Genomic DNA, 26,314 nt, shown 5'->3' on the forward strand with positions numbered 1-26,314 from the left:
AGACCCGGCAAGGCTGGAGCCTCAGCCGGATGCGCGAGCAGGTGCTGAAGGTCGCCGCCACGCTGAGGCTGCACGCTCGGCGAATCACCGTTCATCTGGGTGCCGCCGCCGACAAGTGGTGGCCGACGCTGCTGAAGGGGTTGCCGAAGCTGACCGCACTGAGCTGACGCTCCTGCGAGACCACCACAGCATCAGAAAGCGAGCGATCGGAGCGGCGGTCGGCGATCACGGCTGCTTGGACGGCCGCCATTGATTCCAAAGAGCTATAAGTAAGTAGGAAAAGGGCTGCGTTCTGGCATTACTCAACAGCCACTCGCGCTGAAGAGGCGAATCCTGATAAGCAATGCCAACAGCCAGTACCTTCAGACCGCTCAATCAGCGCCCTCGTGAATAAGGCGGGGTCAGGCCTAACCCGGTGCCGTTGGCGATGGGAACGCCGGGTTTGCGCACCCGTTCAAAGGGTTTGAAAATACGCTGAATATCCTCCTCTTCTATACCTACACCAGTATCGTGAATAGTGAATTCCGCCACTTGATTGCGGTAGCGGAAGTTCAGCGACACCTGGCCATGGTTAGTAAATTTGATGGCGTTGGAAAGCAAGTTGATGAGTATTTGGCGCAGGCGTTTTTCGTCGGTGATGACCCATTCAGGAATGCGGCCTTCGCTGGTAAAGGTAAAGTCGATGCCCTTTTCTTGAGCTTGGAGGCGAAACATTGCGACAATTTCATCAATCAGCGCGCTGACTCTGACCTGGTTGCGATACAGTTCCAGTCTACCCGCTTCAATTTTGGAGATTTCCAATAGCCCTTCGATCAAGTCAGACAGGTGTTCCGTGCTGCGGCGTATGATGGCGACCGCTTTGCGCCGTTCTGGGGGAATAGTGTCATCGTGTTCCAGTAATTGGGCATAGCCAAAAGCGGCATTGAGCGGAGAGCGAAGTTCATGGCTCAAACTGGTTAGATAGCGGCTTTTGGCCTGATTGGCTGCTTCAGCTAGCTCTTTGGCTTTTTGTAGTTCCCGATCGGTCTTCTCATGGGCATCGATTTCTTCCAGCAGCATGCGTGTTTGGCGATGAGATTCTTCGTGAGCGACGACGCGGCTTTCGCTGGCCAGCACAAAGAGCCAAGCTACTACGCCGCTGACAATCACAAAAATGGCAAATATTTTAGCCAGTGTGGTCGCCATCAAGGCTTCCACCTCCATAGAAAGGGTGGGAAGCTGATAAAAAACTAGAATCAAGAACCCCGCAATCACCAGAGTGACTAGCATCAATAGACTAGCGAAATGGCCCATTCGAGAGTTGAAATGCTTGAGTATACGATTAGGGAGCAGTGTGCCCAACCAGTCCATTAATTGCTCCTGAAAGGTAGCGTGCTGCTTGCATGCATCGTTGCAGCGAGCGTCCAGAGAACAGCAGAGTGAACAGATAGGGGCATTATAAGCAGGGCAAAAGGCCATATCTTCACTATCGAAATGGTGCTCGCAAATGATACAGGCTTGGCCTTGGAGGACCATCTGGGGTTCTGGGGGGCGAGCGATGTAATAGCGCCCCTTGGTCAACCAAGCGATGGTGGGAGCGCAGATGAACGCGGTCAACAAAGCCAAAAAGGAAGCCAGTGCTGCTGCCGTGTCGCCCCAGAGCCCTGCCCTGGCGGCGAGTGCAACGGCTGTTGCCAAGAGCATTGCGCCAAACCCTACAGGATTGATGTCATAAAGATAAGCGCGCTTGAATTCGATATGGCGTGGGCTAAGCCCTAATGGTTTGTTGATGACTAGATCGGCTACTAGCGCTCCTATCCAGGCCATGGCCACCATCGCGTAGTTGGCTAAAATGACTTCAAACGCACGGTAAATGCCGATCTCCATGAGTACCAGTGCGATCATGACATTAAATAGTAGCCAGACCACGCGCCCTGGGTGGCTATGGGTAAGGCGTGAGAAGAAATTGGACCAAGCGATGGAGCCCGCATAGGCATTGGTGACATTAATCTTAAGTTGGGAAAGTACAACGAAAATACCTGCCAGTGCCATCAAAGTGGCAGGATGCGTGGTGACATGACTAAATCCTACCAAGTACATATGCATCGGCTCTTGAGCTAGCTCTGTGGCCAAGCCGTGGTGGAGTGCGAGTACCGCCAGCAACGAGCCTGCCAATGCTTTTAGAGCACCAATGATGATCCAGCCTGGGCCACCGGCGAGCACTGCGGTCCACCAACGCAGGCGTTTACCCGGCTGTGCTTCGGGAATAAAGCGTAAGTAGTCGACTTGCTCGCCAATTTGGGCAACCAGTGAAAACATCACCGTGGTCGCCGCTCCGAACAGTAATAGATCGAACCCTTGAGGGCCTACAATGGTGTTGTCGAATGCCAACCAGCGTGGGAGAGAGTCGGGATCCTGAAATAGGATAAAAATAAAGGGAGTCAGCTGCAGAATAATCCAGAGTGGCTGAGTCCAAACCTGGAAACGACTAATGTAAGTAAAACCATGGGTGACGATGGGGATCACCACCAGAGAGCTGATGACATACCCCAGGGTGAGCGGAACGTTGAACAGCACTTCTAGTGCCATCGCCATGATGGCGGCTTCTAATGCAAAAAAGATGAAAGTGAATGTCGCGTAGATGAGCGACGTCAGCGTCGACCCCAGATACCCAAACCCAGCGCCGCGAGTGAGTAGGTCGATATCCACCCCATAACGGGCCGCATGGTAGCTGATCGGAATGCCGAGCAGGAATATCACGACAGTGACGGCGGCGATGGCGGCAATAGCATTGACGATGCCGTAGTTGAGGGTGATTACCCCGCCAATCGCTTCCAGAGCCAGAAACGAAATCGTTCCTAGAGCCGTTAGGGCAACACGTTTAGCGCTCCAGCGCCGGGCAGACTTAGCGGTAAAACGTAGCGCAAAATCTTCTAGCGTTTGGTTAGCCACCCATTTGTTGTAGTTGCGTCTCACCGGGAATATGCGTTGTTTTGTGGTCGTCATGGCGGGCCTTTGTGTTGGCCAATCATTATCGGCCAGTAGGATGGGATGCTCTCTTCTCTTAGTCTCTTAACGCTCAAAATTGAAAAGAATCATGCAAATTCCATGCCATGGACGTGTTGATGAGTTTAAATGGTTGGTTAGTGGCTAGGTATGGGGTAAATGACGTAGTGGTCTGGTGTATTCCCCGCATGGTGGCTTCAATAAACGCTCCCCATACTCGTTCGTGAGGAATCAATAAGGTTCTTTCTCTGACAGGGGGCTCACCATGATGATGAAGAAACACACAACGTTTTCGCACTTGCGGCGCTCTTTACTGACCGGCATCGTAGCGCTACCACTCGCGCTTAGCCTATCGTCCAAGGCGTTAAGTGCACCACCCACTGAAGAGGTTAATACCACTGGTCTTGCGGTGACTGACGATACGGTTCATGTGGGTATCCTTCACTCACTGACAGGCACCATGGCGATTAGCGAGACCGGCTCGGTTGAAGCTGAGCAGCTGGCTATTGAGCAGATCAACGCACAGGGCGGTGTTTTGGGCCGTCAAATTGTGCCAATTATTGAAGATGGCGCTAGCGATTGGCCGACTTTCGCTGATAGAACGCGGAAGTTGCTCACTCAGGATAATGTGCCCGCCATCTTCGGTGCTTGGACATCGGCTTCGCGCAAGGCAATGCTACCGGTGCTCGAGCGTGAGAATGGTCTGCTCTATTACCCCACTTTTTACGAAGGGCTAGAAGAGTCACCTAATGTGATTTATACCGGCCAGGAGGCCACCCAGCAGATACTGGCAGGCATCAACTGGGCATGGAATGAACAAGGAGCGCGAACATTCTATCTGATTGGTTCGGATTACATCTGGCCGCGTACCTCAATGAAAATTGCCCGTATTCATATCGAAGAAGTGCTTGGCGGGGAAGTGCTGGGTGAAGATTACGCCCCGTTAGGCCACACCTCCTTCGGCTCCAACATCAACCGCATTCGCCTTCGCAAGCCGGACGTCATTTTCGCAGCAGTAGTCGGTGGAAGTAACGTTGCTTGGTTTCGCCAGCTTAATGCCGCAGGCATTAATGCGGACAACCAAACGTTGCTGACCATTTCGGTCACTGAGGATGAAGTGCTCGGTATTGGTGGTGAGAACGTCGAAGGCTTCTACTCCTCCATGAAATATTTTCAGAGCCTAGATAACGAAAATAACGCTGACTTTGTGGAAGCGTTCAAGGAGCGCTGGGGTGAAGACAGCGTTATCGGAGACGTTTCACAAGCCGCCTATCTGGGGCCTTGGCTATGGAAGGCAGGGGTCGAGAAAGCGGGCAGCTTTGACGTAGACGCTGTTTCTGCTGCCATGGCCGATATTGAATTGACGACAGCGCCGGAAGGCTACGTAAAGGTGCACCCGAACCGCCACCTGTGGAGCAAAACGCGCATAGGTCGTTGGAACGAAGATGGTCAAGCCACCGTCGTGTGGGAGTCTGACCTGGTCGAACCCAACCCCTTCCCAGAAGGTTATCAATAAGCTTCGCTTCACATCACGGCGGTGAAAGCCGCTGTGATGTCGATGATGTTGCCGGATATTGATTTTTATAACGGGGGAGGCAGCCATGAGTGGATTTAGTACTCAAGAGCTATTAGCAATTTTTGCCATGCAAGGCTTTGCTGGCGTGAGCTTTTTTAGTGTTTTGCTACTGATGGCCCTAGGTCTGGCCATCATCTATGGCCAGATGCGCGTGATCAATATGGCGCACGGTGAGTTTATGGTCATCGGCGCTTACGCCACTTACCTGTGTTCTATCACTCTGGGTGCCTTGCCAGGGATGACTGATTACTATCTTTTCTTCGCTATCCCCATCGCCTTTGGTAGCGCTTTTTTGGTTGGCTATGTCGTCGAGATAGCACTCATAAGGCATCTTTATCATCGCCCCCTGGATACTTTGCTAGCCACCTGGGGCTTGGCCTTGATTATGCAGCAAGGGTTTCGGTCTGCTTTTGGGGCCCGAGAGGTGAGCGTACTAGTGCCGGACTGGCTACGTGGCTCTTACCGGCCCACCATGATGATTGATATTCCACTCAACGGTATCGCCATCCTGGTACTTACCCTGCTGGTAACAGTAGGCGTGTGGTGGTTCCTCTTCCGCTCACGCTGGGGGCTGCGAGTGCGCTGCACCACGGCCAACCGGGATATGAGCGGTGCGGTGGGTATTAATACCAAGCGTGTTGACCGTGTCACCTTTGCGCTGGGCTGCGGTATTGCCGGTATTGCTGGCGCTGCCTTTACCACCATTTCTTCCACCGGCCCAACCAGCGGTTCGCTGTATATCGTTGATACCTTCCTGGTGGTGGTGTTTGGAGGCGCGGGAAGTCTGGTGGGCACGATCGCGTCGGCCTTCTCTATCGCTCAGGCCCAGTCACTTATGGAATTCTTTCTGGGCTCCTCCATGGCCAAAGTACTCACGCTGCTGACGGTGATTGGCATTCTGCTGTTGCGCCCTGAAGGGCTTGTGGCTAGCAAGGTTCGCCGCTAAGGAGTCCCATCTAATGAACAAACTTTTCCATTTCTTTCAGGATCGTCACGCAGGCTTAGGCAGCATTCTGCTACTGGCGGTCGTCCTGATGGTGGTTATGCCGCTTGTGTTTGATATCTACCGCCTTAACTTGGCAGGACGTTACCTGACCTATGCTTTTGTGGCACTCGGCCTAGTGCTTTGCTGGGGGTATGGTGGAATTCTAAGCCTGGGACAGGGTATTTTCTTCGGTATCGGTGGCTATGCCATGGCAATGTTTTTGAAGATTGAAGCCTCTGACCCGGAAAGCACCAGCATCCAGACTACGCCGGGCATACCCGACTTTATGGACTGGAACCGTATTACTGAATTGCCGTGGTTCTGGGTTCCTTTCAATAGTCTGACGTTTACCATCATTGCTGTGTTGGTGCTGCCTGCGGCTTTTGCCTTTTTGATTGGTTTCGCCATGTTCAAACGGCGTGTCAGTGGCGTTTACTTTGCCATTATCACCCAGGCCCTTGCGGTAGTGCTGACTATCCTGATTGTCGGCCAGCAGGGCTATACCGGTGGTATTAATGGAATCACCGATCTGCGAACCTTGATGGGGTGGGATATTCGCGATGATAGCGCCCGCTACCTGCTGTATTACCTAAATGCTATTTTGCTAATCGGTTGCCTGCTGGTTGGCCGCTGGGTACTCAACTGCAAATACGGCCGTATTCTGACCGCCTTACGTGACAAGGAGGAGCGGGTGCGCTTTTCCGGCTACGACGTGGCCAACTTTAAAGTGTTCATCTTTTGCCTTGCCGCGTTTATTTCCGGTATCGGTGGCGCGATGTTCACCCTGCAGGTGGGCTTTATGTCGCCCTCCTTCATCGGCATTGTGCCCTCCATCGAGTTTGTGATTTTTGCCGCAGTAGGTGGGCGCCTATCACTAGTAGGAGGCGTTTACGGCGCGCTATTGGTCAGTTTTGCCAAAACCATGTTCGCCGAGGCCTACCCACAGCTTTGGCAGTTCTTGATTGGTGCCGTTTTTATCCTGGTGGTGTTAGTGCTGCCCTACGGATTGGCCAGTATTTACGGCCGCTTTGGTCAACACCTGCGCGCCTTTTTTGAACCCTGGCTCGGCGAAAGAAAGGCTCACCCGTCTGATTCAGGCGATGGATTTCAAGCGCCATCGCCAGAGGCGCTGCAGGAGAAAAGGCCATGAGTTCTAACACCAATTTTATGCTCGCCATCGAAAATCTAACGGTCTCTTTTGATGGTTTCAAAGCCATAGAAGATCTGAATTTTTATATGGATGAGAGTGAGTTAAGAGTGATTATTGGCCCTAACGGCGCAGGTAAAACCACGCTGCTGGATATGATTTGCGGCAAAACCCGCGCCAGTGAAGGGTCGATCAAGTTCAGGGGAAAAGAGCTTACCCGAATGCATGAGCATCGCATTGTCTGGGAGGGCGTAGGTCGTAAGTTTCAGACTCCTTCTATCTACGAGGAATTGAGTGTCTTTGACAACCTCGAAGCTTCTTACCCGCGGGGTCGAAGCGTCTTTGGCGCCTTGGCGTTCAAGCGTGACGAGGAAGTGCTCCAGCGTATCCATGAAGTGGCCGAAGAGATCCAGTTAGAAACGCGTCTTGATGATCTGGCGGGATTGCTTAGCCATGGCCAAAAGCAGTGGCTGGAGATTGGCATGCTGCTCATTCAAGACCCAAAGCTATTAATGCTGGATGAGCCGGTAGCGGGAATGAGCGTAAGCGAACGCGAAGCAACGGCGAAGCTTTTGCGTAAGATTTCCCAAGGGCGTTCAGTCATCGTGATTGAGCATGATATGGAGTTTGTCGCCTCTCTGGGCGGCAAAGTGACGGTGCTGCATCAAGGCAAGATTCTGGCCGAGGGCGACATGCAGTCAGTCAAGCAGGATAAGCGCGTCATTGATGTTTACTTGGGCCACTAAAAGGAGGCTATCCACATGCTTGAAGTCAACGATTTACGCGTTAGCTATGGCCAGAGCGAAGTGATTCACGGTATCAATCTTGCCATGAATCAGGATGAAACCTTAGCTGTCATGGGCCGTAATGGCATGGGCAAGACAACACTATTTAAAGCCTTGATGGGGGTGCTGCCAAGCGGGGAGGGCAGCATTTGTTTGGAGGGTCAAGAGCTGATTGGCCTGCCCGCCCATAAGCGTGTCGCCGCAGGTTTAGCCTATGTTCCCCAGGGGCGCATGATTTTTCCCAACCTCACCGTGATGGAGAACATCGAATCTGGGCTCGAGACCGCAAAAAGTCGCAAAGTGCCCCGAGAGATATTTGATCTATTCCCGGTATTGCTGGATATGCGCAACCGCAAGGGGGGTAACCTCTCTGGCGGTCAGCAGCAGCAACTTGCCATCGCCCGGGCATTGGTTACCGAGCCCAAGGTATTGCTGCTTGATGAGCCTACCGAAGGTATTCAGCCCTCAATCATCAAAGAGATTGCGCGGACGCTTAATGAGATTCGCGAGATGAAAAAGATTGCCATTCTGGTATCCGAGCAAGTGCTCAGTTTCACCATGGAGATTGCCGATCGGCTCACGGTCATTGAGCGGGGCGAGCTTATTCACGAAGAACCCCGTGCCACCGCCGATCAAGCCAAGATTGCCAGTTATCTGTCGGTTTGATTTTGCTTTTTAATCAATCGTTTTTATCAGTATTCAACAAGCAAAGGAGTGAACTTTATGCGTCATGGCGATATTTCCAGCAGTGCCGATACCGTCGGTGTAGCTGTGGTCAACTACAAAATGCCTCGCTTACACAATCGTGAGGAAGTTTTAGAGAACGCTCGCAACATCGCTGAAATGATCAAGGGTATGAAAGTCGGTTTGCCTGGAATGGATCTCGTCGTATTTCCCGAGTACAGCACGATGGGCATCATGTACGACAACGAGGAAATGATGGCCACTGCCGCAACTATCCCAGGGGATGAGACGGCAATTTTTTCAGCAGCCTGTCGCGAGGCGAATACTTGGGGCGTGTTTTCTCTTACCGGAGAGCGACATGAAGATCACCCTCATAAGGCACCGTACAACACACTGATATTGATCGATAACCAAGGTGAAATCGTGCAACGTTATCGCAAGTGCATTCCTTGGTGTCCCATCGAAGGTTGGTACCCAGGAGATACCACCTACGTTACGGAAGGCCCGAAGGGTATGAAACTTAGCCTAATCATCTGTGATGACGGTAACTACCCTGAAATCTGGCGCGACTGCGCCATGAAGGGAGCCGAGCTGATCGTGCGTTGCCAGGGCTATATGTACCCTGCCAAAGAGCAGCAGGTGTTGATGTCTAAGTCCATGGCCTGGGCCAACAACTGTTATGTGGCGGTGGCGAACGCCAGCGGTTTTGACGGGGTTTATTCCTATTTTGGCCACTCAGCGATCATCGGCTTCGACGGTCGTACTCTCGGCGAGTGTGGCGAGGAAGACATGGGCATCCAGTTTGCTCAGCTATCGATCAGCCAGATTCGTGATGCCCGTGCCAATGACCAATCGCAAAACCATCTGTTCAAGCTGTTGCACCGAGGCTATTCAGGTGTTCATGCATCAGGGGATGGTGACAAGGGTATCGCCGATTGTCCTTTTGATTTCTATCGCACCTGGGTGATGGATGCCCAGAAGGCGCAGGAAAACGTCGAGGCGCTAACGCGCAAAACGATTGGCGTTGCCGAATGCCCGGTGGGTGAATTACCCGTTGAAGGCAAGGAGCGTGGCGCAGGGCACGATTCACACTGAAAGGCCTCAAGGCCCAGGGGGAGTAACAAATGCCCTTTATTAATGATCGTCTGGAGGAGAGTCGTGCAATCGCTGGTCTAGAACACGTAGAGAAGGCCAAGGAGAGGCCTTCACGCTTCCGTTTTGACCCTGCAAGGGTAATGCAGCGATTGCGTGAACGTATTGTCGGCCAGGAAGAAGTACTAGATGCCATGGAAGCAATGTTGTACGTGGTCAAGGCTGATATCGGTGCCGAGGAACGCCCATTAGCCGTTAATCTTTTCCTTGGCCCCACGGGGGTGGGCAAGACCGAGACGGTACGACTGCTGGCTGAGGCTATTGCTGGTCGCGCAGATGCGCTGTGCCGTATCGATATGAACACACTGGCTCAAGAGCACTATGCGGCGGCATTGACGGGTGCCCCCCCGGGTTATGTAGGGAGCAAAGAGGGTCATACCCTGTTTGATATTGATGCTATTCAAGGCAGTTACAGTAAACCCGGTATCGTGCTATTCGATGAGTTGGAAAAAGCCTCGAAGGAGGTAGTGCGTAGCCTGCTTAACGTCATGGACAGTGGCCAGTTAGTACTATCGGGCGGCACACGGAAGATCGACTTTCGTAACACACTTATTTTTATGACCAGCAATATCGGTGCTAATGACGTGGTGGCCTATCGTCAACGCTTTGAGCAGGGTTGGCGGCGTTGGCTAAGGTTACAGCCAAGTAAAGAATCTTGGGTACAACAGCAGGCGCTAAAGCGTCATTTCGACCCTGAGTTTCTCAATCGTATAGACCGCATATTGCCTTTCGAGAAGCTGGATGAGAACTGGTGGTCGTCCCTGCTGGATATCGAGCTAGCGAAACTTGATAAACGCCTAGCTAAACAGCAAATCACGCTGCACCTAACCGACGATGCACGAAACTGGTTGTGCGAAAAACGCGACCCACAATTTGGCGCTCGCGATTTAGCTCGAAGGTTGCGCGTGACGCTAGAGCCAGCGCTGGCTAGCGCTCTGTTGAGGCATCCGGATAAGCAGTTATACCAAGCCAGCATCAACGAAAAGCATACTCTTAGCGTTTTGCCGATCACCACTCCATAGATTTTTATACGTCATATAACGTAGTGCCCGTGGTGCATTAGCTTATGGCTGCCTGAGTAACGATTTTACATAGTGGTACAGGGAAAACGGGTTTCTCTATAACCACTATTCGATGTTACGTAAAAGAGGTATGTGTCATGGCTGAAACAATTATTAAAATTGACCTTAATCAGTCGCCTTACGAGAACGAGCAGGTTCATAACCGCTGGCATCCCGATATACCTATGGCCAGCATGGTGAAGCCTGGCGATGACTTTATTATTGAGTGTCATGACTGGACCGGTGGGCAAATCCACAACAATGACAGTGCCGACGATGTTCGCGATGTGGATCTAACCCAAGTCCACTTTTTATCAGGCCCGGTGGGTGTTGAAGGTGCTGAACCCGGTGATCTACTGGTGGTGGATATTCTCGATATTGGCGCCTTTGAAGAGAGCCAGTGGGGGTTCAATGGTTTCTTTTCCAAGCAGAATGGCGGTGGTTTCCTAACCGAGCACTTCCCAGAGGCACAAAAGTCGATTTGGGACTTCAATGGCATGTTCACCAAATCCCGGCATATTCCCGGTGTCGAGTTTGCCGGTCTGATCCATCCCGGCTTAATTGGCTGCCTGCCTTCAAAAGAGATGTTGGATGAATGGAATAGGCGAGAAAAAGAGCTCTATGATACCGAGCCTGATCGTATCCCCCAGTTAGCGGCACTGCCCTATGCCGACACAGCCCATATGGGGAAGTTGACAGGTACCGCCAAGCAGCAGGCTGCCGCTGAAGGCGCTCGAACAGTTCCTCCGCGTGAACATGGTGGTAACTGTGATATCAAAGACTTATCAAGGGGATCAACAATTTATTTCCCCGTCTATGTCAAAGATGGCGGACTATCGGTAGGCGATTTACATTTCAGCCAAGGTGATGGGGAAATCACTTTTTGTGGTGCCATTGAGATGGCCGGTTGGATTCACTTGCGGGTTAACCTGATCAAAGGCGGCATGGAGAAGTACGCCATCAAGAACCCTATTTTCAAACCGAGTCCTATCACGCCTAAATACGATGATTATCTAATTTTTGAAGGGGTATCGGTAGACGAGCAGGGCAAGCAGCACTATTTGGATGTGCATGTGGCTTATCGCCAGGCCGTTCTCAATGCTATTGAGTATCTCAAAAAGTTTGGGTATACCGGTGCTCAAGCCTACTCATTGCTAGGGTGCGCGCCAGTGCAAGGGCATATTAGCGGCGTCGTCGATATTCCCAATGCTTGCGCAACGCTTTGGCTGCCAACGGATATTTTTGATATTGATGTGAAACCGAATGCGCATGGGCCCGGTGCCCAAGTCGCTCAGGGGGCTGACTTACCACTCTCAAAAGATAAATAGAGACTTCCAAGCGTTAATAGCATTGAGATAGGCGGCGACGTCTTAACATCGCTGCCTGTTTAAAACAGAAACTATTAAGGAGAAAGTGGTATGCCTCTTTATGATTATAAGTGTGCTTCCCATGGCTTATTCCATGAGCTTGTTCCCCTACGAGAGTCGGGTGATTCTCACGCTTGCCCAACGTGCGGAACGCTATCCCCTAGAGTGCTGATGGTTGCCCCTCAGCTTTTAATGATGGATGCCTCAAAACGCAATGCCCTTGCGCGCAATGAAAAAGCCGCACACGAACCCAGGCATGGGAACCAGCATAGTGAGCACGAGAACGGATGCTGTCATCGAGAACGTCAAAAACCCCAGGTATTTTATACTGCAGAAGGTAATAAGATGTTCCCCTCAGCACGCCCATGGATGATTAGTCATTAAGGCCTAAGTCACTTCTACTAGGCTCTTCGCCCAGGCCAGCAACGTGGATATTGAGCGCAAAGGCTAGGTAGGTAGCGATTGTTATCCGTTGTTAACTTAAGTTGCCTGATTAGGGCGTGATTGTCGTCGAACACCCGTAAAAAAGCTTTTCTTAACTTTGGGTGCCGTGTGTCTGAGCTATGGTGATACATGGCAGGACGCTATGCGCAACCATGTAAGGAGAAGCAGCCATGAAAGCACTTTGCTGGCACGGTAAGAACGATGTTCGTTACGATACCGTGCCCGACCCCGCGATCGAACACCCCCGCGATGCCATTATCAATGCCAGTAGCTGCGCCATCTGCGGCTCTGATCTGCACCTTTACGATCACTATATCCCCGGTATGTCCTGTGGCGATGTCCTAGGCCATGAGTTTATAGGCGAAGTGATGGAAGTGGGTAGTGAGACGAAAAATCTCAAAGTAGGCGATCGAGTGGTGGTGCCCTTCACCATTGCTTGCGGCGAATGCGAGCAGTGCCAGCGCGGCAACTACTCGGTTTGCGAGCGAGCGCTCCAACCGTAATAAATCCCTGGCGGATAAAGTCTTTGGCCATGGCGGTGCCGGGCTGTTTGGCTACTCTCAACTTACCGGCGGCTATACGGGCGGCCAGGCCGAGTTTGTGCGCGTGCCTTTTGCCGACACCACGCATATTAAAGTGCCCGATACGCTCACCGATGAGCAAGTGCTGTTTCTAGGGGATATTTTCCAAACCGGTTGGCAGGCCGCCGCGCAGTGCGACATTCAACCCACCGATACCGTGGTGATCTGGGGCGCAGGCCCGGTTGGTCAGTTCTGCGTGCGTAGCGCGGTGCTGCTGGGCGCCAAGCAGGTAGTGGTGATTGATAACGTACCCGAGCGGCTCTCAATGGCCGCTGCCGGTGGCGCGATCACTATTAACTTTGCCCACGAAAGCGTACTGGGCAGGCTGCAGGAGCTGACCCACGGTAAGGGGCCAGAAAAGTGTATCGATGCGGTGGGGCTGGAAGCCCACGCCACGCGTTCGCTGGACTCGGTGTATGACCGGGTAAAACAGGCCATGTGGCTGGAAACCGACCGTGCTCATGTGCTGCGCGAGATGATATATGTCTGCCGTCCGGCGGGTATTTTGTCGATCCCCGGGGTGTATGGCGGGCTGGTTGATAAAATCCCTATGGGGGCGGCGCTGATGAACAAAGGATTGACCGTGCGCACCGGGCAAACCCATGTCAAACGCTGGACGGATGATCTGTTGAGGCGCATTGACGAGGGCCAGATCGACCCTTCGTTTGTGATTACCCACTCGGTGGATTTAGCCCAGGGGCGTGAGATGTACCAAACCTTTCGGGATAAGCAGGATGGCTGCGTCAAAGTCATTCTGAAGCCGTAATACTGCACAGGGAGGAGAGTATGAAAACATCGATGAAACGCCATTCCCACTCGCCAACACGCTCAATGTCACCAGCGGATAAATTAGCTAGAGGCTTGGGTTGGCTAAGCTTGGGGATGGGGTTGTATCAGCTAGTGGCCCCGCGTCGGGGTTGAGCCGCGTGTTAGGTATGCCTCATCGTGAAAATAAGATACGCGCCAGCGGTGCGCGGGAAATCCTCAGCGGCATCGGCGCGCTGTCGGATAACCCGACCAACGCGATTTGGAGCCGAGTTGGCGGAGATGTGCTGGATTTTGCCGCGCTCACCTTTGCGTTAAAGCGCCACCCATCGCATAAAGAGAACCTCTATTTAGCACTTGCGGTGGGCGTGCTGACGGTAGTGGATTATAGCTGCGCCAAAGCGCTAAGCCAGCGCCATGCCTACCAGGGCAGTGTCACTCCGGATTACAGCCAGCGAAGCGGCTTCCCTGGCGGGCTGGAAAGTGCCTGGGGAGCCGCCCGTGCCGAAGGGAGTAAAGCGCAGGAAACACTCCGGCTGCCTTCGCCTAACGCGGTGTAATCAGGTCGCTTGCGCTGCCGCCTGCTCTTTTTCGGCGGCGCGGGCAAGCGCTGGGCGATTGGCGTGACGGGCACGGTAAGCCACCAACGGCTCTGGCAAGCGATGTTTCATGCTTGTGGCCCAAGTGAGCGTGTGCGTTAAGAACAGATCTGCCAACGTGAAGGTATCGCCCACTAGATTTTCCTGGCCACGATAGCGGCGCTCGAGCGCGAGCAGGGCTCGCTGGAATTCCCAAGCGGCGGTGGGTAGCACTGAAGGCACGCGCTTATCTTGAGGCAGGGCGAATTTGTGCTTGGCTTGCAGCCACAGTGGCTGCTCGATCTCGGTAACGATGAAACTAAGCCACTGGTCGACCTGGGCGCGCTCGGCAATGCTTTGAGGCAGCAGTTGCCCTGCGCCATACTGCTCGGCGAGATAACGGCAGATAGGCGCAGACTCAAACAGCATTAGCTCGCCATCTTCCAGCACCGGCACCTTGCCATCCGGGTGGCGAGCAAGATGCTCGGTACTTTGCCCCTCGCCTTTATCCAGCGCTACGTGGTGGCACTGGTACTCTAGGCCCAGCTCTTCAAGCGTCCAAGCAGCGCGTAGCGAGCGGGAATTGGGAAAGCTGTATAGCGTGATCATTTGGCGGCTCCAGGCAGTACCGTGAAGTTTTCACTGTAGCGACTCCCTGGAACCCTGTCACGAGCTACTAGCCCCGCGCCGCGCGGATGCGCTCGTAGGCATTGCCAATCTCGCTGGTGCGGGCCTGCGCCACCTCGCGCATGCTCTCCGGAAGCCCCTTGCCCGCCAGCTTGTCCGGATGGTTTTGGCTCATCAGGCGACGATACGCTTTCTTGATCTCGGCGTCGCTGGCGTCTTCTGATACCCCAAGAACGCGGTAAGCATCTTTTAAGGCTTCTTCGCTGGCACCTTGAGAATTGGCCGCCGCACCGTGCAGCATGGCTTCGATTTGCTGCACTTCGGCGTCGCTACAGCCAACGCCACGGGCAACGCGCAGAATCATCTCGTGCTCGGCGGGGTGCAGCACGCCATCGGCGGCAATCGCGCTCAACTGAACCTGTAAAAACACTTGGCGCAGTACCGGCTGGCGCTGGGTGAGACGGTTGACCTTGGCCAGCTCGGCATCCAGGTTGAAGTCAGCCGCGCGGCCCCGGTCAAAGGCGGCGCGAGCTTTGGCGCGGTGCTCGCCCTGAAGGCGCATCTGATCGAACAGCTTTTCGGCCACGCCCAGCTCACCTGGAGTGACCTTGCCATCGGCCTGGCAAAGGCAGCCCATCACCGAAAAGATCGACTCCAGGAAACCTTCCTGCAAACGCGTGCGGGCGGCATTCAAGCGGCGCCCCAGCTGGCGTGCCAACCACCAGCCCAGACCCGCTCCCACCAGCAGGCCCACGGGGCCGCCACTGGCAAGGCCAATCAAACCAAACAGAATCATCAAAAAAAGCATAACGGTCTCAACAAGTTAGTCAGTAAGCTCAAGGCGACGGCAGGCGCGAACGAATGGCTGCTTCGATGCCTTCAGCATCCAGTCCGCAGTCGCGCAATAGCTCGGCGGGGGTGCCGTGTTCCACAAAGGCGTCCGGCAGGCCTAAGTTCAGCACTTCCACCTGAACGCCTTCCGCGTTGAGCAGCTCGTTCACCGCGCTACCCGCACCACCCGCAATGACGTTCTCTTCCAGGGTGACCAGCAGCTCATGCTCGTCCGCTGCGTGGAGCACAGCATCGCGGTCCAGTGGTTTCACCGAGCGCATGTTGATATGGGTGGCGTTGAGCTTCTCAGCCACTTCGGCGGCGGCGCTATTGACGCTGCCAAACGCCAGCAGCGCGATGCGTACGCCGTCGCTGGTGCTCTCGCGACGCACCTGGGCCTCGCCAATCGCCAGCGGCTCTAGGTGCTCTGGAATGACGGCCCCAGGGCCGGTGCCACGGGGGTAGCGTACGGCAGCCGGGCCAGAATGGTGGTAGGCAGCGCTGAGCATGGCGCGGCATTCGGCTTCATCGGCAGGCGCCAGAATCACCATGCCCGGCACACAGCGCAGGAACGAAAGATCCATGCTGCCGTGGTGGGTGGGGCCGTCTTCGCCCACTAGGCCTGCCCGGTCGATGGCGAAGGTGACATCCAGGTCCTGCACGGCCACGTCGTGGATCAACTGGTCGTAGCCACGCTGCAAGAAAGTGGAGTAGATCGCCACCACTGGCTTCATGCCTTCGCAGGCCATACCGGCGGCTAGCGTGACCGCGTGCTGCTCGGCGATGGCCACGTCGAAGTAACGCTCGGGATAGGTTTGCGAGAAGCGAATCAAATCCGAGCCTTCGCCCATGGCGGGGGTAATGCCCATGAGGCGTGGATCGGCGGCGGCCATATCGCACAGCCAGTCGCCGAACACGTTGCAATACTTTTTCTTGGGGGCGTTCTTCGGCGCGCTGGGGCTGGCCGGTTTGCTCACCAGCGAGGTGCTCACGGTCGTGGTGGTTTTTTCCAGCTTAGTAATCGCGTGATAGCCAATCTGGTCGGCTTCGGCGGGCAGGAAGCCTTTCCCTTTGACCGTTTTGATATGCAGGAACTGCGGGCCTTTCTGGTCGCGCAGGTTACGCAGCGTTTGAGTCAGCGCCTCTAAGTCGTGGCCGTCGATGGGGCCCACGTAGTGAAAACCCATCTCCTCAAACAGCGTGGCGGGGCTGACCATGCCCTTCATATGCTCTTCGGTACGCTTGGCTAGCTCCAGGGCGCCGGGCAGGTGGGATAGCACCTTTTTTCCCTCTTCGCGCATTTTGAGGTAGGGCTTGCTGGAGAGCACCCGTGCTAAATACGTGGCAATTCCGCCGACGTTTTCGGAGATCGACATCTCGTTGTCGTTCAGCACTACCAGCATATTGGCATTCACGTGGCCCGCGTGGGCCAGCGCTTCAAACGCCATCCCTGCGGTGAGCGCGCCGTCACCAATAATGGCGCAGACCTTGCGCGGGTCGTTTTGTGCTTGCGCGGCCAGGGCCATGCCTAGCGCCGCAGAGATGGAAGTGCTGGAGTGGCCAACGCCAAAGGTGTCGTATTCGGACTCTGCCCGGCGGGGAAACGCCGCCAGGCCGCCGTGCTGGCGAATGCTGAGCATGGCATCGCGCCGCCCGGTGAGGATTTTATGCGGGTAGGCTTGATGACCCACGTCCCACACCAAGCGGTCTTTCGGCGTGTGAAAGGCGTGGTGCAGCGCGACACTGAGCTCAACAACGCCCAGGCCTGCGCCAAAGTGGCCGCCCGTCACGCCAACGCTGTAGAGCAGGTAGGCGCGCAGCTCATCCGCTAGCTGGGCGAGCTGTTTAGCATTCATGGCCCGCAGCGCGGCGGGATGATCAAAAGAGTCGAGCAGTGGCGTCGCCGGGCGCTCGCGGGGTATCTCGTCGAACAGCTTCATAGGCATGTGTTAGTGGTCGCGCTCGATCATATAGTGGGCAAGATCGGCCAGGGGTGCGGCCTGCTCGCCTAACGGGGCGAGGGCGGCAATGGCCTCGTCAATAAGCGTGTTCGCTTTGCGCTGCGCCCCCGCCAGCCCCAGCAAGCTTGGGTAAGTAGGCTTGGCACGGGCGGCGTCAGCGCCGGAAATTTTGCCCAGCGTGGCGGTGTCACCCGTCACATCCAGGATGTCGTCATGAATCTGGAAGGCTAGACCAATGGCGCGGGCGTAGCGAATTAGCGCTGCTAGGCGCGGGTCGTCCTCTTCCACCGCGACCAGACCGCCCAAACGTACGGCCGCCACGATCAGCGCGCCGGTTTTATGGGCGTGCATATGCGCCATCGCTTCGGCGTCCGGGTGGCCGCCCACGGCGGCTAAGTCCAGCGCCTGGCCAGCCACCATGCCATCGCGGCCAGAGGCGACCGCCAGCGTGGTGACTAGCTGGCCCAGGCGCGGGTGTGGGCGGCTGGCCAGCACTTCAAACGCCAGGGCTTGCAAGGCATCGCCCGCTAAAATAGCCGTCGCCTCGTCAAAGGCTTTATGCACCGTAGGCTGGCCGCGCCGCAGGTCGTCGTCGTCCATGGCGGGCAGGTCGTCGTGAATCAGCGAGTAGGCGTGAATCAGTTCAATGGCCGCCGCGGGAGCATCCAGGGCGTCGTCACTTGCCCCAAGTGCTTGACCCGCTAAATAGACCAGCAGCGGGCGCAAACGTTTGCCGCCTACCAAAAGCCCGTGGCGCATGGCCGCTTCTAAACGCTCATCTACCGCTGGGCGTGCATCGAATAGCGCGGCTAGCGTGGCATCTACTCGGGTGCTGCTGGCATGGCGCAGCGTGGCTAGTCGGGAGGCGTGGGCGCTCACCATGGCGGCGTCTCCTCGCTGTCATTGCCAGCATCCTGGGCTCCTGCGAACGGGGCAACTGCCAGTTTGCCGTCGGTATCTTCGCTCAGGGCCCGTACTTTTAGCTCAGCGCTATCGAGGCGCTGCTGGGCGTCGCGGGTCAGGCGAACGCCCTGCTCAAAAGCGGTCAGCGCATCTTCCAATGAGAGTTCGCCGGACTCCAGGCGTTCCACAATGGTCTCTAGCTGGGCAACCGTTGCGGCAAAATCTTGTGGGGGTGTGGTGTCGCTCATTGGGCAATGCCTACCGTTTTCCGGGCGCCCTGGTATCAGCAAGGGCGACGAGTGTGGCTGCGGATGCTGTTAAATAAACGCACAGTATACACCGAGGCGAGGGGGTGGCGTCTGCCCTCCCTATGGGTTGATTGTTCGACTTGTACTCTGTTCATCTTGAAAGCGCACACTTTTCATCACGCCAAGACACCGGGAGCGCAAGCGGCTGTGCTACTATACGGGCCTCCCGTGAACCGATACACGGCGCATGCCGCCGACCATAGAGGTTGATTCAGCCATGGCCAAAACGTCCCTGGAAAAGAGCAAGATCAAGATCCTGCTACTCGAGGGCGTCCACCAAAGCGCGGTGGACAATTTTCACAACGCAGGTTACGAGAACATCGAGCATCTGCCGACTTCGCTGGATGAAGAGTCGCTGATCGAGAAGATTCGTGATGTTCACTTTATCGGCATCCGTTCCCGTACTCAGCTAACCGAGCGCGTGTTTGAGGCGGCCGAGAAGTTAGTAGGCGTTGGCTGTTTCTGTATCGGTACCAACCAAGTTGACCTGGATGCGGCGCTCAAGCGCGGTATCGCGGTATTTAATGCGCCTTACTCCAACACCCGCTCAGTGGCGGAGCTGGTACTGGCAGAAGCCATTATGCTGCTGCGCGGTATTCCCGAGAAGAATGCTCGCGCGCACCAGGGCGGCTGGCTGAAGTCGGCGAAAAACTCCCACGAAGCGCGCGGTAAAACCCTCGGTATCGTGGGTTACGGCAGCATCGGCGCACAGCTCTCTGTATTGGCAGAGTCGCTCGGCTTCAACGTGATTTACTACGATGTGATCACTAAGCTGGGTATGGGTAATGCCAGCCAGGTCGCCAGCCTGGAGGAGTTGCTGGGTCGTTCGGACGTGGTCAGCCTGCACGTGCCGGACCTGCCCTCTACCCGCTGGATGATTGGCGCGAAAGAGATCGCCGCCATGAAGGATGGCGCTATCCTGATCAATGCCGCCCGTGGCAGCGTGGTGGAAATCGAGCCGCTAGCGGATGCCATTAAAGCGGGCAAGCTGAACGGCGCTGCTATTGATGTCTTCCCGGTCGAGCCGAAAGGCAACGATGAAGAGTTCCAAAGCCCGCTGCGCGGCCTGGATAACGTGATTCTGACGCCGCATATCGGTGGTTCTACCCTGGAAGCCCAGGAGAACATTGGTATCGAGGTCTCCGAAAAACTGATCACGTACTCGGACAACGGTACCACGGTCACCTCGGTCAACTTCCCCGAAGTGGCACTGCCCGCGCACCCGGACAAGCACCGTTTGCTGCACATTCACGACAACGTGCCCGGCGTGCTTTCCCAGATCAACCGCGTGCTGTCAGAAAACGGCATCAACATTTCTGGCCAGTATCTGCAGACCAACGATAAGGTCGGTTACGTGGTGATTGATGTCGATAAAGCCTACGGCCCGCAGGCGCTGGAAGCGTTGAAGCAAGTAGAGCACACGCTGAAGATTCGCGTGCTCTATTCGGCGCAGAATAGCTAGGCGTAGCTTTTACGACCCGAACAACCCTTGGCGGGGGCGCTGTAAACCCATCCTTGGGCGCTACTTTCGCCATCCCTGGCGAAAGACCCCCGCTACGGGTTGGTTCGGGTCTTAGTCTGGAGTGTAGCCTGCAGAGCACAACGGCCCCACCGGGGCCGTTGTGCGTTATACCATTTGCTTAGGCAGGTGCTGTTAGGCCAAATCAAACAGCAGTACTTCGCTGGCGTCGCTGCTGGTGAGCTCGACGTGCTCATCCGGCGTAAACGCAGCGGCATCGCCGGTGGTGAGCCGCTCGCCGTTCACCTCGACAGCCCCCTTCACCACATGCAGCCATGCGTAGCGTGAGGGCGGTGTCGTGAGGTGGTCCCCGGCGCTTAGCAGGCTGGCGTACAGGCTGACATCCTGATTCACGCTCACCGAGCCATCGCGACCATCTGGGGAGAGCACCAAGCGCCACTGGCCCTGCCGCTCGGCGGTGGAGAAGTGCTTCTGCTCGTAGCTGGGCTGAATGCCACGCTGGGCGGTTTCGATCCAGATTTGCAGAAAGTGCAGCCCGTTTTCTTGGGAGTGGTTGAACTCGCTGTGCAGTACGCCCGTGCCTGCGGACATGCGCTGCACATCGCCGGGGCGCATCACTTCGCCATTGCCCATGTTGTCCTTGTGCTCCATCTCGCCATCAAGCACGTAGGAGATAATTTCCATATCCCGGTGGGGGTGGGCGCCAAAGCCGTGGCCGGGGGCCACACGGTCTTCGTTGATCACCCGCAGCGCGCGGAAGCCCATGTGGTTGGGGTCCATGTAATTGGCGAACGAAAACGTGTGGTAAGAGCGTAGCCAGCCGTGGTCTGCGTAGCCCCGCTCGTTGGAACGACGAATCTTCATGAAAAGCACCTCATCACTGAGTTAAATTGCCGCCTACTATACGACCGAGTGCGTGTGACGTGGGGTGAAGCTTTCTCAATGATGTTGTCGAAATAATCGACGATTGGCGGTGTCGTTGATCTGAGTCAAACACGCCGAGATGCACCCACGGCGGGCTTTTTGTTATCATGCGCGCCTTTATTGACCCGGTCCGCCCTTTGCGAGGGCGACTACCAGGAGCACTCCATGACGACCCCGACCCCAACACCGCCCGTTGTGGTGGCAGCGCTGTATAAATTTGTCACCCTGAACGACTTTGAAGCACTGCGCGAGCCGCTGCGCCAAACCATGGTCGATAACGGCGTGAAAGGCACGCTGTTGCTGGCCAAAGAGGGCATCAACGGCACCGTGGCCGGTAGCCGCGAAGGCATCGACGCGCTGCTGGCTTGGCTCACCGCCGACCCACGTTTAAGTGATATCGACCACAAAGAGTCGTTTTGCGACGAGCCGCCGTTCTACCGCACCAAGGTCAAACTGAAAAAAGAGATCGTCACGCTGGGCGTGCCGGGCATCGACCCCAACGACACCGTGGGCACTTACGTTGAGCCGGAAAACTGGAACGACGTGATCTCCGACCCGGAAGTGCTGGTGATCGATACCCGTAACGACTACGAAGTCGCGATTGGCAGCTTTGAAGGCGCGGTGGACCCGAAAACGACTACTTTCCGCGAGTTTCCCGAGTACGTGCGCCAGCACTACAACCCGGAGCAGCATAAAAAGGTCGCCATGTTCTGCACCGGCGGCATCCGCTGCGAGAAAGCCTCCAGCTTTATGCTGAAAGAGGGCTTCGAAGAGGTGTACCACCTGAAGGGCGGCGTGCTCAATTACCTGGAAAAGGTGCCGGAAGAGCAGTCGCTGTGGCGCGGCGAGTGCTTCGTGTTCGATAACCGGGTCACTGTGCGCCATGATCTCACCGAGGGCGAGTACGAGCAGTGCCACGCCTGCCGGATGCCGATCTCTCAGGAAGACATGCAGTCGTCGGCCTACGAGCCCGGCATCAGCTGCCCGCACTGTATCGACTCACTGCCTGAGAAAACCCGCGCCGCCGCCCGCGAGCGTCAGCGCCAGATCGAGCTGGCCAAAGCCCGTGGTGAGCCTCATCCGCTGGGCTATAACCATCGCCAAGGCACTCGCGAGAAAGCGTAATCATCCTGGTCGACGATGTGGCAGAAGGCATCGATGCGTTTATCGAAAAGCGCGCCTCGCTGGCAGCATCGCTAGTACACGCTGCTAGCCATTGGTGGAATTTGTTTCCGTAAACGCGACAGCGCCCCCTGCGGCGCGTTATCCTGCTGGCTTTTTACGTATTGAGTGCCGTCAGGAGAGTAGTAGGTGAGTGAAGCCAAGCGCAGATCAGTCGGACGTCCGGCGGGAGCCACGAAAGCGAGCGGAGGGCATAGCCAATCGTTGGTGCGTGGCCTCACGCTGCTCGAATACCTATCCGCTAGCCCGCTGGGCCTTGCGCTTTCAGAGCTGGCGGAAATGGCTGACCTTGCCCCTTCCACCACTCATCGCCTGCTTCAGGCGCTGCAAAGCCAGGGCTTTGTCACCCAAGAGAGCGAGCAGGGCCTGTGGCGCATCGACGTCAAAACCTTCCGAATTGGTAACAGCTTTTTAGAAGCACGCGACGTGGTGGCCAAAAGCCGCCCGTTTTTGCGCCGCTTAACCGCAGAAACCGGCGAAACGGCGAATCTGGGTATCCGTGATGGCGCCACGGCGGTCTTCTTGGCTCAAAACGAATCCCCGCAGATGATGCGCATGATCACGCGGCTGGGGTCCCGTGCGCCGCTGCACGCCTCCGGCGTGGGCAAGGCGCTGCTGGCGTGGATGAGCGAGGAGGAGCGCAGCGCGCTGTTAGAAGGCGGCTACGAGCTGGCCCGTGTGACTGAAAATACCCTGTATCAAACGGATTCACTGCAGGCGGAAATGGCCGCCATTCGCGCCCAAGGCTTTGCCTGCGACCGGGAAGAGCATGCGATTGGCCTGCACTGCGTGGCGGCCTGCATTTTCGATGAGCACCGCACCCCGTTAGCCGCTATTTCTGTGTCTGGCCCCATGGCGCGCATTCCCGAAGAGCGCCTGCTGGTACTGGGGGCGCTGGTGCGTCAAATAGCCGACGAAATTACCCAGCAGCTCGGTGGCCAGTTGCCCCGTTAAACGTTAGAGGGCGCGTATCGTGTTCAGCCTGTTTTGGGTGGCGCTAGCCAGCGCCACCCTGCTGCCTGGTGGCTCGGAAGTGTGGCTGGCGCGGCTATGGTGTGTTGGTGAGCCAGCGCTGGTGCTGTGGGTTGTGGCGACGGCTGGCAACACGCTGGGCAGTTTGATCAACGTGGCTCTTGGTCGCTACGCTCGCCAATTTCAACATCGCCGCTGGTTTCCTGCATCTCCCCAAGGACTTGCCCGTGCCGAGCGCTGGTATCACCGCTTTGGCGAGGCGAGCCTATTACTCTCCTGGTTACCTGTGATTGGCGACCCGCTCACCGTGCTGGCTGGGGTGATGCGCCTTGCCTGGTGGCGGGCGCTGCTCTGGATTGTGCTAGCAAAAGGTGCCCGCTATGGGCTGCTGATTGCGCTGGCCCATCAATGGTTGGCGCCTTACTGCCAATAAACGGCAATTACCTTCACTCGGTTTCATTGGTGCTCCAAAAGCAGGCGCGTTAACGTCTCTTACATTGAGTCATGTTACGCTAGTTACTTTGGATCGAGCGTTATACAAAGCTTGCATTTCCATTGGATGCACTATCCTGTGTTTAACATTCTTAGGTTGAACTTTAACGAGGGCAGGATGGCAAATACTCACCCAAAAGGAGGTTATGGTGTGACGTCACTACGTTTACTCCCCTGGCTCAGCGTCTGGATGCTGGCGCTGTTCGCCATGCTGGCCGGGCCAGCCATGGCGCAAACCACGTTAAGCGCCGAGAGCGATGCGTCCGTCGCTGAAGAGCAGCCCTCTTATGCGGCGCTGGCCGACCTGCTGGAAGACGAGCAGGCCCGCCAGGAGCTCATTGAACTGCTGCGTAATCAAGCGTCTGAGTTGCCTGCTGGCGTTGCGGCCGAGCTGTCGCCGGAAGCCGCTGCCGCGGGGGGCAACGTAGCGCCCGAGGATGTCTCACTACCCCGCCAGTTGGCAGAGTTGACCAGCCGTGTAGTAGGTGATGTGGGCGGTCAGATCGAGCAGGCTGTGGCGATCGTCGGCAATATATTCACCGGCCAAGGCGCGGGCAGCAGCTTCGATATGGCGGCCTTCATGAACGCAGCCATCAATCTGGGCATCGTGATCGTGGCGACCTTCGCCATTTTTATGGTGTTCCGCCGGTTGGCAAAATCATTGTTCACCAAAATCAGCGGCTGGTCACAGCAGGGCACGGGACTGACGCCGGTGCTACGTTTAGTGCTGTGTGTCGCGATCGCCGCGGTCGTCGATATTCTTTTGATCGCCCTGGCGTACGTTGGCGGTAACTTGGTGGCCACCTTTGCCGTGGGGGAGACCGGTGAACTCTCTACCCGCGCGTCGCTGTTTTTAAATGCCTTCTTGATCATCGAGCTGCTCAAAGCCGGTGTGCGAATGCTGTTCTCCTCGCGTTACGAGGGTCTTCGCTTATTACCGATTTCAGCTCAAGAAGCCTCGTATTGGAACCGCTGGCTGGCGCGCCTGATTGGCATGGTGGGATACGGCCTGATGGTCGTCGTACCGCTGGTCAACTTCTATGTGGCCGCCACCCTGGGACAAGCGGTCGGCACGCTGATCATGCTGCTGGCGTTCATCTATGCGGTGGGCGTGGTGCTCAAAAACCGCGTGCGCCTGCGCGATAATCTAAATCAAATGAGCGCGCGCTCGACGCTGACGGCGAGCCGTGTATCGCTGCAGCTGTTTGCCCGCACGTGGCACCTATTCGCGCTGATCTATTTCTTAATGGTGTTTGTGCTGACGCTTACCCGTCCGGGTGATGCGCTGCCCTTTGTCCTCTTTGCGACGTTGAAGACGCTCGGCGCCGTGGTCGTGGGCCTGCTGCTGTCTACGTTCCTGACACAGACCATTGGTCGTCGTATTCAACTCTCCGATGACCTGCGCCGCAAACTGCCGCTTTTGGAAGTGCGCTTGAATAGCTACGTGCCCAACGCGCTGCGCGTGCTGCGCACGGTGATCGTCGTTGCGGTGATCATGGTGGTGCTGGATGCCTGGGGAGCCTTTAACCTCGCCGCTTGGTATGCTTCCGAGCGCGGTGCCAATCTGGTGGGTAACCTGATCAGCGTAGCAGTGATCCTGATTGTGTCGCTGGGCATATGGCTGGGCTTGGCAAGCCTGATTGAGCACAAGCTCAACCCGGAAACCGGTCACGGCGAACCCTCTGCCCGTGCCAAAACGCTGCTGAGCCTGTTCCGTAATGCGCTGGCCATTGCCATGGTGACCATCACCGGCATGATCGTGCTCTCGGAAATCGGCATCAATATTGGGCCGCTAATTGCTGGTGCCGGTGTGCTGGGTCTGGCGATTGGTTTTGGTGCCCAGAAGCTGGTGCAGGATGTGATCACCGGGGTGTTCATTCAGGTAGAGAACGCCATGAACACCGGCGACGTGGTGACCGTGGGCGGCGTGACCGGCACGGCCGAGCGTTTGAGTATCCGCTCGGTGGGCATTCGTGACCTGTCCGGTACCTACCATATCGTGCCGTTCTCCAGTGTGGATACCGTCTCCAACTACATGCGTGAGTACGGCAACCATGTGGGCGAGTACGGTATTGGTTACAACGAAAGTATCGACGAGGCGATCGAGCAGCTACAGCTGGCCTTCGAAGATCTTAAAGCCAGCGAAGAGCATGGTCATAAACTATTGGCAGATATGACCGTGGCGGGTGTCACCGCGCTGGCCGACAGCTCGGTTAATATCCGTGTCGTGATCAAGACCACGCCAGGCGATCAGTGGGCTGTAGGCCGTGCCTACAACCGCCTAGTGAAACTGCGCTTTGATGCGGCGGGTATCGAGATTCCGTTCCCGCATACCACGCTCTACTTTGGCGAAACCAAAGGCGGCAAGACTCCGCCCGCCAACGTGCGCATTCTGGATGCGAAAGCGGAAAGAAAGCGCACCGAGACGGCACCGCTTGCAGAGCGTAGCGAAGCCTCGCTTGAGCATGAACCGGATCACCATAAGCCGGACCATGATGATGTGGATGAAACCTAAGCGTACGCT

24 protein-coding genes and 1 pseudogene are annotated in these 26,314 nt (G+C 56.1%); 18 read left to right on the forward strand and 7 right to left on the reverse strand.

All coding sequences use genetic code 11. The features are described 5' to 3' along the window. Positions 1-167: pseudogene (locus tag L1249_RS11995) on the forward strand (IS1380 family transposase); the annotation flags it as partial. Between the two features lie 208 nt (positions 168-375). On the opposite strand, the gene L1249_RS12000 reads toward L1249_RS11995, so the two are convergent. After that, on the reverse strand, positions 376-2,985 hold the full coding sequence (locus L1249_RS12000) for an ATP-binding protein (protein ID WP_235253608.1): 2,610 nt from the start codon (positions 2,983-2,985) through the stop codon (positions 376-378). 265 nt (positions 2,986-3,250) lie between these two features. On the opposite strand from L1249_RS12000, the gene urtA reads away from it, so the two are divergent. The 12 genes from urtA to L1249_RS12060 all read left to right on the forward strand — a co-directional run bounded on the left by urtA (position 3,251) and on the right by L1249_RS12060 (position 14,092). Then, on the forward strand, positions 3,251-4,501 hold the full coding sequence (gene urtA, locus L1249_RS12005) for an urea ABC transporter substrate-binding protein (RefSeq protein WP_228168781.1): 1,251 nt from the start codon (positions 3,251-3,253) through the stop codon (positions 4,499-4,501). A gap of 85 nt (positions 4,502-4,586) precedes the next feature. After that, entirely contained in the window at positions 4,587-5,507 is a 921-nt protein-coding gene (urtB, locus tag L1249_RS12010; RefSeq protein WP_058579776.1) for an urea ABC transporter permease subunit UrtB, read from the forward strand. 13 nt (positions 5,508-5,520) lie between these two features. Further along, positions 5,521-6,696 carry an urea ABC transporter permease subunit UrtC gene (gene urtC / locus L1249_RS12015; RefSeq protein ID WP_058579777.1) on the forward strand — a complete coding sequence of 392 codons (1,176 nt, stop codon included), beginning with the start codon at positions 5,521-5,523 and terminating at the stop codon, positions 6,694-6,696. After that, positions 6,693-7,439 (forward strand): urea ABC transporter ATP-binding protein UrtD, encoded by a 747-nt coding sequence (gene urtD, locus L1249_RS12020; protein WP_058579778.1) that lies wholly within the window; start codon positions 6,693-6,695, stop codon positions 7,437-7,439. The genes urtC and urtD overlap by 4 nt, the downstream gene beginning before the upstream one ends. A 15-nt stretch (positions 7,440-7,454) precedes the next feature. Further along, on the forward strand, positions 7,455-8,144 hold the full coding sequence (gene urtE / locus L1249_RS12025; protein WP_058579779.1) for an urea ABC transporter ATP-binding subunit UrtE: 690 nt from the start codon (positions 7,455-7,457) through the stop codon (positions 8,142-8,144). A 57-nt stretch (positions 8,145-8,201) separates the two neighbouring features. Further along, positions 8,202-9,257, forward strand: a complete 1,056-nt coding sequence (locus tag L1249_RS12030; RefSeq protein ID WP_172416668.1) for an aliphatic amidase — start codon at positions 8,202-8,204, stop codon at positions 9,255-9,257. 29 nt (positions 9,258-9,286) lie between these two features. Next, positions 9,287-10,336, forward strand: coding sequence for an AAA family ATPase (locus L1249_RS12035; protein ID WP_058579781.1), 1,050 nt, complete (start codon positions 9,287-9,289; stop codon positions 10,334-10,336). Positions 10,337-10,473: 137 nt separating this feature from the next. After that, on the forward strand, positions 10,474-11,703 hold the full coding sequence (fmdA, locus tag L1249_RS12040; RefSeq protein ID WP_058579782.1) for a formamidase: 1,230 nt from the start codon (positions 10,474-10,476) through the stop codon (positions 11,701-11,703). Between the two features lie 90 nt (positions 11,704-11,793). Beyond that, positions 11,794-12,126: an FmdB family zinc ribbon protein gene (locus tag L1249_RS12045; RefSeq protein ID WP_172416667.1), complete on the forward strand. Its 333-nt coding sequence runs from the start codon at positions 11,794-11,796 to the stop codon at positions 12,124-12,126. 230 nt (positions 12,127-12,356) lie between these two features. After that, positions 12,357-12,689: an alcohol dehydrogenase catalytic domain-containing protein gene (locus L1249_RS12050; protein ID WP_232059471.1), complete on the forward strand. Its 333-nt coding sequence runs from the start codon at positions 12,357-12,359 to the stop codon at positions 12,687-12,689. Then, the gene (locus tag L1249_RS12055; RefSeq protein ID WP_228168784.1) at positions 12,619-13,533 is read left to right on the forward strand and encodes a zinc-binding dehydrogenase; all 915 of its coding nucleotides are present in this window, start codon (positions 12,619-12,621) and stop codon (positions 13,531-13,533) included. Before L1249_RS12050 ends, L1249_RS12055 begins: the two co-directional genes overlap by 71 nt. A gap of 169 nt (positions 13,534-13,702) precedes the next feature. Further along, positions 13,703-14,092: a hypothetical protein gene (locus L1249_RS12060; protein WP_228168785.1), complete on the forward strand. Its 390-nt coding sequence runs from the start codon at positions 13,703-13,705 to the stop codon at positions 14,090-14,092. Here the strand turns inward: L1249_RS12060 and L1249_RS12065 are convergent, their stop codons facing one another. From L1249_RS12065 to L1249_RS12085, 5 genes are all read right to left on the reverse strand, one after another. Continuing rightward, on the reverse strand, positions 14,093-14,719 hold the full coding sequence (locus tag L1249_RS12065) for a glutathione S-transferase family protein (RefSeq protein WP_235253609.1): 627 nt from the start codon (positions 14,717-14,719) through the stop codon (positions 14,093-14,095). Between the two features lie 67 nt (positions 14,720-14,786). After that, complete coding sequence (gene djlA / locus L1249_RS12070; protein WP_301272763.1) at positions 14,787-15,545, reverse strand: co-chaperone DjlA; 759 nt, start codon at positions 15,543-15,545, stop codon at positions 14,787-14,789. Positions 15,546-15,573: 28 nt separating this feature from the next. Beyond that, positions 15,574-17,514 (reverse strand): 1-deoxy-D-xylulose-5-phosphate synthase, encoded by a 1,941-nt coding sequence (dxs, locus tag L1249_RS12075; RefSeq protein ID WP_235253610.1) that lies wholly within the window; start codon positions 17,512-17,514, stop codon positions 15,574-15,576. 3 nt (positions 17,515-17,517) lie between these two features. Then, positions 17,518-18,411 (reverse strand): (2E,6E)-farnesyl diphosphate synthase, encoded by an 894-nt coding sequence (ispA, locus tag L1249_RS12080; protein WP_062359205.1) that lies wholly within the window; start codon positions 18,409-18,411, stop codon positions 17,518-17,520. Continuing rightward, on the reverse strand, positions 18,405-18,680 hold the full coding sequence (locus L1249_RS12085; protein WP_044629907.1) for an exodeoxyribonuclease VII small subunit: 276 nt from the start codon (positions 18,678-18,680) through the stop codon (positions 18,405-18,407). The genes ispA and L1249_RS12085 overlap by 7 nt, the downstream gene beginning before the upstream one ends. Before the next feature lie 277 nt (positions 18,681-18,957). On the opposite strand from L1249_RS12085, the gene serA reads away from it, so the two are divergent. Continuing rightward, positions 18,958-20,202: a phosphoglycerate dehydrogenase gene (gene serA, locus L1249_RS12090; RefSeq protein WP_058579786.1), complete on the forward strand. Its 1,245-nt coding sequence runs from the start codon at positions 18,958-18,960 to the stop codon at positions 20,200-20,202. A 192-nt stretch (positions 20,203-20,394) separates the two neighbouring features. Here serA and L1249_RS12095 read toward each other — a convergent pair whose 3' ends face one another. Continuing rightward, positions 20,395-21,084, reverse strand: coding sequence for a pirin family protein (locus L1249_RS12095; RefSeq protein ID WP_235253611.1), 690 nt, complete (start codon positions 21,082-21,084; stop codon positions 20,395-20,397). Between the two features lie 225 nt (positions 21,085-21,309). Between L1249_RS12095 and trhO the strand changes: the two genes are divergently transcribed. The 4 genes from trhO (at position 21,310) to ybiO (ending at position 26,305) form a co-directional block, all read left to right on the forward strand. Beyond that, complete coding sequence (gene trhO, locus L1249_RS12100) at positions 21,310-22,269, forward strand: oxygen-dependent tRNA uridine(34) hydroxylase TrhO (protein WP_058579787.1); 960 nt, start codon at positions 21,310-21,312, stop codon at positions 22,267-22,269. A 186-nt stretch (positions 22,270-22,455) separates the two neighbouring features. Continuing rightward, on the forward strand, positions 22,456-23,280 hold the full coding sequence (locus L1249_RS12105) for an IclR family transcriptional regulator domain-containing protein (protein WP_044629911.1): 825 nt from the start codon (positions 22,456-22,458) through the stop codon (positions 23,278-23,280). 19 nt (positions 23,281-23,299) lie between these two features. Further along, the gene (locus L1249_RS12110; protein WP_058579789.1) at positions 23,300-23,731 is read left to right on the forward strand and encodes a YqaA family protein; all 432 of its coding nucleotides are present in this window, start codon (positions 23,300-23,302) and stop codon (positions 23,729-23,731) included. Positions 23,732-23,941: 210 nt separating this feature from the next. After that, entirely contained in the window at positions 23,942-26,305 is a 2,364-nt protein-coding gene (ybiO, locus tag L1249_RS12115) for a mechanosensitive channel protein (RefSeq protein ID WP_062359200.1), read from the forward strand. Positions 26,306-26,314: the final 9 nt, after the last annotated feature.

It is taken from the genome of Halomonas sp. Cn5-12, from assembly GCF_021532545.1.
Classification (GTDB): Bacteria; Pseudomonadota; Gammaproteobacteria; order Pseudomonadales; family Halomonadaceae; genus Vreelandella; species Vreelandella aquamarina.

What these genes read in the sequence shown, in the direction of transcription:
- L1249_RS12000 (WP_235253608.1), bottom strand. Translation starts at nt 2,985, where the DNA reads ATGACGACCACAAAACAACGCATATTCCCGGTGAGACGCAACTACAAC.
- urtA (WP_228168781.1), top strand. Translation starts at nt 3,251, where the DNA reads ATGATGATGAAGAAACACACAACGTTTTCGCACTTGCGGCGCTCTTTA.
- urtB (WP_058579776.1), top strand. Translation starts at nt 4,587, where the DNA reads ATGAGTGGATTTAGTACTCAAGAGCTATTAGCAATTTTTGCCATGCAA.
- urtC (WP_058579777.1), top strand. Translation starts at nt 5,521, where the DNA reads ATGAACAAACTTTTCCATTTCTTTCAGGATCGTCACGCAGGCTTAGGC.
- urtD (WP_058579778.1), top strand. Translation starts at nt 6,693, where the DNA reads ATGAGTTCTAACACCAATTTTATGCTCGCCATCGAAAATCTAACGGTC.
- urtE (WP_058579779.1), top strand. Translation starts at nt 7,455, where the DNA reads ATGCTTGAAGTCAACGATTTACGCGTTAGCTATGGCCAGAGCGAAGTG.
- L1249_RS12030 (WP_172416668.1), top strand. Translation starts at nt 8,202, where the DNA reads ATGCGTCATGGCGATATTTCCAGCAGTGCCGATACCGTCGGTGTAGCT.
- L1249_RS12035 (WP_058579781.1), top strand. Translation starts at nt 9,287, where the DNA reads ATGCCCTTTATTAATGATCGTCTGGAGGAGAGTCGTGCAATCGCTGGT.
- fmdA (WP_058579782.1), top strand. Translation starts at nt 10,474, where the DNA reads ATGGCTGAAACAATTATTAAAATTGACCTTAATCAGTCGCCTTACGAG.
- L1249_RS12045 (WP_172416667.1), top strand. Translation starts at nt 11,794, where the DNA reads ATGCCTCTTTATGATTATAAGTGTGCTTCCCATGGCTTATTCCATGAG.
- L1249_RS12050 (WP_232059471.1), top strand. Translation starts at nt 12,357, where the DNA reads ATGAAAGCACTTTGCTGGCACGGTAAGAACGATGTTCGTTACGATACC.
- L1249_RS12060 (WP_228168785.1), top strand. Translation starts at nt 13,703, where the DNA reads ATGCCTCATCGTGAAAATAAGATACGCGCCAGCGGTGCGCGGGAAATC.
- L1249_RS12065 (WP_235253609.1), bottom strand. Translation starts at nt 14,719, where the DNA reads ATGATCACGCTATACAGCTTTCCCAATTCCCGCTCGCTACGCGCTGCT.
- djlA (WP_301272763.1), bottom strand. Translation starts at nt 15,545, where the DNA reads ATGCTTTTTTTGATGATTCTGTTTGGTTTGATTGGCCTTGCCAGTGGC.
- dxs (WP_235253610.1), bottom strand. Translation starts at nt 17,514, where the DNA reads ATGCCTATGAAGCTGTTCGACGAGATACCCCGCGAGCGCCCGGCGACG.
- ispA (WP_062359205.1), bottom strand. Translation starts at nt 18,411, where the DNA reads ATGGTGAGCGCCCACGCCTCCCGACTAGCCACGCTGCGCCATGCCAGC.
- L1249_RS12085 (WP_044629907.1), bottom strand. Translation starts at nt 18,680, where the DNA reads ATGAGCGACACCACACCCCCACAAGATTTTGCCGCAACGGTTGCCCAG.
- serA (WP_058579786.1), top strand. Translation starts at nt 18,958, where the DNA reads ATGGCCAAAACGTCCCTGGAAAAGAGCAAGATCAAGATCCTGCTACTC.
- L1249_RS12095 (WP_235253611.1), bottom strand. Translation starts at nt 21,084, where the DNA reads ATGAAGATTCGTCGTTCCAACGAGCGGGGCTACGCAGACCACGGCTGG.
- trhO (WP_058579787.1), top strand. Translation starts at nt 21,310, where the DNA reads ATGACGACCCCGACCCCAACACCGCCCGTTGTGGTGGCAGCGCTGTAT.